Source organism: Massilia phosphatilytica (assembly GCF_977014125.1).
In genome coordinates this window covers 1-4,623 of record NZ_CDRNIL010000019.1, presented here as the reverse complement: position 1 = coordinate 4,623, position 4,623 = coordinate 1, and the positions used below count along the sequence as shown (strand labels likewise).

Annotated in this window: 3 protein-coding genes and 3 pseudogenes; 1 reads left to right on the top strand and 5 read right to left on the bottom strand. The window is 64.2% G+C overall.

The window, feature by feature from the left end:
- Positions 1-60: 60 nt before the first annotated feature.
- Positions 61-768 (bottom strand): annotated as a pseudogene (locus ACWNCF_RS00700) (FAD-dependent oxidoreductase); the annotation flags it as partial.
- Positions 769-886: 118 nt separating this feature from the next.
- Between ACWNCF_RS00700 and ACWNCF_RS00695 the strand changes: the two are divergent.
- On the top strand, positions 887-1,975 hold the full coding sequence (locus tag ACWNCF_RS00695; protein ID WP_449405668.1) for a DUF1176 domain-containing protein: 1,089 nt from the start codon (positions 887-889) through the stop codon (positions 1,973-1,975).
- 18 nt (positions 1,976-1,993) lie between these two features.
- Here ACWNCF_RS00695 and ACWNCF_RS00690 read toward each other — a convergent pair.
- The 4 genes and pseudogenes from ACWNCF_RS00690 to ACWNCF_RS00675 form a co-directional block, all read right to left on the bottom strand.
- Positions 1,994-2,763: pseudogene (locus tag ACWNCF_RS00690) on the bottom strand (TSUP family transporter).
- A gap of 68 nt (positions 2,764-2,831) precedes the next feature.
- A complete protein-coding gene (locus ACWNCF_RS00685) occupies positions 2,832-3,122 on the bottom strand; it encodes an alpha/beta fold hydrolase (RefSeq protein WP_449405667.1) in 291 nt (96 codons plus the stop codon).
- On the bottom strand, positions 3,101-3,667 hold the full coding sequence (locus ACWNCF_RS00680; RefSeq protein ID WP_449405666.1) for an alpha/beta fold hydrolase: 567 nt from the start codon (positions 3,665-3,667) through the stop codon (positions 3,101-3,103). The genes ACWNCF_RS00685 and ACWNCF_RS00680 overlap by 22 nt, the downstream gene beginning before the upstream one ends.
- Positions 3,668-3,712: 45 nt before the next feature.
- Positions 3,713-4,623: pseudogene (locus ACWNCF_RS00675) on the bottom strand (branched-chain amino acid ABC transporter permease); the annotation flags it as partial.

Genomic DNA, 4,623 nt, shown 5'->3' with positions numbered 1-4,623 from the left:
GTTTTGTTTACTTGGTTCAGTTACGTATTGCTAAGGTTAAAACGGAGGAGTTAGTTGGATGATCCAGCACCTGCCCATATACGAAAACACGGGCACCGGATCGAGGTCGCCCGGCTGTTCCGTCATGACGGAAAAATCGATGCTGCGCCCGTCGATGCGCGGCGGCGTACCGGTTTTCAAACGGCCCTGCGGCAGTTTCAATTCCTTCAGGCGCGCGGACAGGGAGACCGCCGGCGGATCGCCCGCGCGGCCGGCCGAATAATTCTGCAGGCCGACGTGGATCTTACCGTCCAAGAACGTACCGGCCGTCAGCACAACGGCGCGCGCGCGGAAGCGCAGGCCGATCTGCGTGACGGCGCCGACGACGCGGTCGCCTTCGACCATCAGGTCGTCGACAGCCTGCTGGAACAGCCACAGATCAGGCTGGTTTTCCAGGCGCGAACGGATCGCCTGCTTGTACAGCATGCGGTCGGCCTGGGCACGGGTGGCGCGCACGGCCGGGCCCTTGGAGGAGTTCAGGATACGGAACTGGATGCCGGCTTCGTCGGTGGCGATGGCCATCGCGCCGCCCATGGCATCGACTTCCTTGACGAGGTGCCCCTTGCCGATCCCGCCGATGGACGGGTTACAGGACATTGCGCCCAAGGTTTCGATATTGTGAGTGAGCAACAGGGTCTTTTGGCCCATGCGCGCAGACGCGAGCGCCGCTTCGGTGCCGGCATGGCCGCCGCCAACGACGATCACGTCGAATTCTGTCGGAAATAGCATGATGGAATGTGTTGCGAGGAGGATTAAGGGTCGATTATAAATTCTTTTTCCCATGTCGCTTCTGCGCGGCCACTAAAACGACAGATTTTGTTTCACGTGAAACAGCGAATGCGAGCTCATGTTAGGCTTTTGCCACGCCAACCCCTACTTCGCCGCCATGTCGAAACCTCGTTCGCTGACCCTCGCGCTGCTCGCCGTTACCGCCGCTGTAGGCGCCTATCCACGCTCCGACCTGCCGTCCATCTCGTTCGATTACAAGGACTGGGAACTCGCCTGCGACAACACGCGAACTTGCCGCGCCGCCGGCTACCATCAGGAAGACGACGAAGCGCCGAACGCCACCATCCTGCTGACCCGCGCCGCCGGTCCCAATCAGCCCGTCACCGTCCAATTGCAGACGGCCGATGACCCAAACCACCCCGCACCCGACCAGCTCACGATGACGATCGATGGCCGGGCGCTGGGCACCGTCCGCATCGATGCGAGGTCGAACAGCGGCAAACTGTCCGACGCACAGGTCAGCGCACTGCTGCCGGCATTGCTCAAGGACGGCCAGATCGCTTGGTCGGCAAAGGGTATGACGTGGACGATCTCGACGGCCGGCGCCAACGCCGTGCTGCTCAAAATGGATGAATTCCAGGGACGGCTGGACACGCCCGGCGCACTAGTACGCAAGGGCACGAAACCCGAATCAAATGTTCTGCCGCCGCTACCAATGCCGGACATCGCCGCAGCGCCAGTCAGTCACGACAAGCGACCCGTCACGCTGACGCCCGCGCAGACCCGCGACCTGATGGCCGCGTTGCGCAAAACCGTCAAGGACGGCAGTTGCGACCTGGTGGACACAAAGGCCGAGGAAACGGACGCGCCCGTGGTCCGCCGCCTCACGAAGGACAAGCTACTCGTCTCGCACGCGTGCTGGATGGCCGCGTACAACACGGGCGACGGCTACTGGGTCGTCGACGCCAGGCCGCCCTATTCGGCCGTCCTTGTGACGACCTCCGCAACTGACTACGCCGACGGCGTCATCTCGGCGACGCAAAAAGGACGCGGCATCGGCGACTGCTTCAGCTCGGCAAGCTGGACGTGGGACGGTCGATCGTTCGCGCAGACATCGGCGACGACCACCGGCATGTGCCGCGAAATTACGGCCGGCGGCGCCTGGGAGTTACCGACCCTCGTCACCCGCGTGTACAAGGCGCACTGACTGTTTCACGTGAAACAATCACCAACCAAGATGTTTAAACGTGTCGAACGCTGTCTTTACGATCAACAGCCCGACGACGACGAGGAACAGCTTGCGCACGAAACCACTGCCGTGCTTCAGCGCCAACCGGGTCCCGACCAGTGACCCGGCAATCTGGCACACGGCCATCAGCAAGCCAAGTTGCCAGATCAAATGGCCGCTGTATCCGAACCAGATCAGCGCCGAGATATTGCACGCGACGTTGACGATCTTCGCAGCCGCCGACGCACTCAGGAAGTCGAAGCCGAAGAAGCGCACGAACAGGAAGATCAGGAAGCTGCCGGTGCCCGGGCCGAAGAAACCGTCATAAAAACCGATCGCGGCACCGGCGCAGGTCGCCGACAACTTCTCCGTCATGCCGCTGTGGACGGGCGCGTGCACGGCGCCCAGGTTCTTTTGCCTGAACGTGTACACGGCTACCGCGAGTAGGATCAGCGGCAGCAGGCTGCGCACGAAGTCGGCGGGCACGCGGGTCACGGTCCAGGCACCGATGAAGGACAGCGCGAACGCGGCGATGGCGGCCGGCGCCGCCGTGCTCCAGGCAACTGTCACGCGGCGGCTGTACCTGACGGCAGCCACGGCCGTGCCAAACATGGCCGCCAGTTTATTTGTTCCCAGCAGCGTTGCCGGCACTTCTCTCGGGAACACGGCAAACATCGCCGGAATCTGGATCAATCCTCCCCGCCGACGACAGCATCCACGAGACCGGCAACGAAGGCCGCGACGGCCAGCAGGGCAAAATCGAACATGAGCGATCACGCGTAAAAGCGTCATTGTACGGCAGGCCTCTTGTTGCGACGCAACAAATCACCGCGCTTCAGACGGCGGCCGCGCGCCCTTCTTCAAAGAACTGGAGCAACAGGCGGTTCACCTCATCGGCCGCCGTCAGCTGCAGCCAGTGGTCGGCGCCGCGGATCCGCTCGAAGCGGAATTCGCCGTCGACGTAGTGCGCCGAATCGCGCATCTGCTTTTCGCCGAGCGCCGGGTCGCGGTCGCTCCACATGCCCATCACGGGCACCTTGACCTGGCGGTGCCCGCGCGGCAGCGCCAGGCTCAGGTTGGCGCGGTAATAGTTCAGCGCGGCCGTCAGGCGGCCCGGCGGCGACAAATCCCGTTTCCAGTGGTCGGCTTGGCCGGGCTCGTCCGTAAACTGGCGCATGATGAACCAGTCGGCCGCGCGCAGCGTATGTTCGGCCAGCACCGGCACGATGAGCCGAGGATATAAGTCATGCGCAAGCGCTGCATCATGCCCGCGTGCGCGATGGCATACGGGTGGCCCGTCGACATCGCCACGTAGCGGTGCACGCGTTCCGGCGCCAGCGCCGCGATCTGCCAGCCGATGATGCCGCCCCAGTCGTGCCCGGCGAGGAACACCTTGTCGATGTGCAGGGCATCCAGCAGGCCGAGCACGTCGCCGCGCAATTTATCCATCGTGTAGTCGAAGACGCCGCCCGGCGCGTCGCTGCGGCCGTAGCCGCGCAGGTCGGGCGCGAGCACGCGAAAGCCGGCGGCGGCCAGCGCGGGGACCTGCTTGCGCCAGACGATATGCGTGTCGGGAAAGCCGTGCAGCAGCAGCACGGCCGGTCCCTGCCCCGTCGTCGTCGTGTGGATATGGATGCCGTTCACGTCCAGCATGAGGGATTCGTCGATCACGTACGCCTCCTTGAAAGCCAGGCCGGGACACGGCCTTATGCGGCCTTATGTGGCCTCGCGCCGGCGTCCCGCGCGCACGAGTGCCGCCGCGATCTCGCCGACGATACCCCGCCGGAACAACAGCACACAGGCAACGAAGATGAGGCCGGTGACGATGCCCACGGATTCGCCGAGCGAAGAAAACCATTCTACATGCGTCGTCTCGGCCAGGAAGTTCCCCAGGTCGCCCAATTTGTTTTCCAGTGCGACGATGAGGAAGGCCCCCAGATCGGCCCGGCCAGCGTGCCCATGCCGCCCACGAGGGTCATCAGGATGACGAGGCCGGACATCGTCCAGTGCACGTCCGTCAGGGTCTCGAAACCGAGCACGACAGGTCTTCGTCGCGCCGGCCAGGCCCGCGAAGGCGGCCGACAGCACGAAGGCGACGAGTTTATAACGATCCACGTCGTAGCCCAGAGAGATCGCACGCGCCTCGTTTTCCTTGATCGCCTTCAGCACCTGGCCGAACGGCGAGTGCACGGTGCGCACGATCAGGGCAAAGCCGCCCGCGCAGATCGCCAGCACGACGAAGTACAAGGTCACGTCGTTGCCGAGATCCAGCACGCCCAGCAGCTTGCCGCGCGGTACGCCCTGCAAGCCATCCTCGCCGTGCGTAAACGGCGCGCGCAGCGCCGCGAAATACACCATCTGCGCGAGGGCCAGGGTGATCATCGCAAAATAAATGCCCTGGCGGCGGATGGCCAGCAACCCCATCACGAGGCCCAGCGCCGCGGACGCCAGTACGCCCAGCACGAGCGCCACCTCGAACGGCAGCCCGAGCGCCGTCAGTGCGTACCCCGTGACATAGCCGGCACCGCCGAAGAACGCCGCGTGGCCGAACGACAGCAGGCCCGTGTAGCCGATCAGGAGGTTGAACGCGCAGGCGAACAGGCCGAAGCACAGCAGCTTCATCAGGA